This is a genomic window from Vibrio sp. 10N.222.49.A3, from assembly GCF_041475145.1.
Classification (GTDB): Bacteria; Pseudomonadota; Gammaproteobacteria; order Enterobacterales; family Vibrionaceae; genus Vibrio; species Vibrio tasmaniensis_A.
The window spans coordinates 1-1,013 of sequence record NZ_JBFRVM010000108.1 but is presented as its reverse complement, the minus strand read 5'-3'; the positions used below and the strand labels follow the sequence as shown (position 1 = coordinate 1,013).

At 41.7% G+C, this 1,013-nt stretch carries 1 protein-coding gene; it reads left to right on the top strand.

Features of this window, described 5'->3' with window-relative positions:
• Positions 1-179: 179 nt before the first annotated feature.
• On the top strand, positions 180-647 hold the full coding sequence (locus AB4589_RS17950; RefSeq protein ID WP_017099406.1) for a YfaP family protein: 468 nt from the start codon (positions 180-182) through the stop codon (positions 645-647).
• Positions 648-1,013: the final 366 nt, after the last annotated feature.

Genomic DNA, 1,013 nt, shown 5'->3' with positions numbered 1-1,013 from the left:
CCAACGGTCTTATCCTCTACGACTACATGGTCAAGTGCATGAAAGAGCTAGCAAAAGCAGAGCCTGATATCGACGCACTCCTACCTTGGAACTTCAAACATTAGTAATATCGCCCTGTAGGTTCATGGGGCGTTTACCTCATACAAACCTATTTAAATACTTATTTACAACCAGCTGGAATGATAAGAAACGATCTCCAATCGGAGCTGGCGTCATTACAAACTCCTGAAGCAATCGCTTCTACAGGGTCGTTCACAGCAACACTCAGTTGGAATGGTCTAGGTGATGTTGATTTGCATACGTTTGAACCCAATGGGATGCAGGTGTACTACCAAAATAGGGTAGGTAACGTTGGTGAGTTAGATGTTGATAACACCAGCGGCTATGGGCCAGAGCATTACTTCGCCACTTGTGACAGAGACAACCTCGAACTCGGGGTATATAGTATCGGTGTGAATAACTACGCTCGTGCAGAAGGTCGAATTGCAACTGTTCAAATATCGACAGGTAGTATTTCGGATGTTCTAACTAAGTCAGTTACACTTGGGGAAGCTCAAGGTTCATCAGAGAATGCCAACCCATTACACATGATGAATGTTGTGGTTTCTGAAAACGACAGTGGTGGCATTGAAATAGGGGCTTTCTAGTAACCTTAAAGGGCCGTTTACCTATAGTAATATAATCTGATAGCCCTACTAAAACATCATTTGATGTTTTAGTAGGGCATTGCGTTTGGTCTACCAATTTCCGATACATTGTATGATTCGGAGTAGTAAATTTTGTCCGAACGACTTAGTCGCCAATCTGAACGTAACTCGGAAATGTCCAACTCTGAGTCAGCATGTCGTCGCGACTCAAGGCGAGTTCCAATGATATATTTTGCAACTGCAAGCAATTAGCTTTGTCGACAAGAGCTGATAACAAAGAGAGCCAAAGCTGACTAAATTGATTAACCAATAACTTTCAATTTTTTTGGTTATAGTATGTGTAATATAAATCCCAATAATACTTGA

Bases quoted from the DNA above. Each gene is read 5' to 3' on its own strand.
- AB4589_RS17950 (WP_017099406.1), top strand. From the start codon at position 180: ATGATAAGAAACGATCTCCAATCGGAGCTGGCGTCATTACAAACTCCT.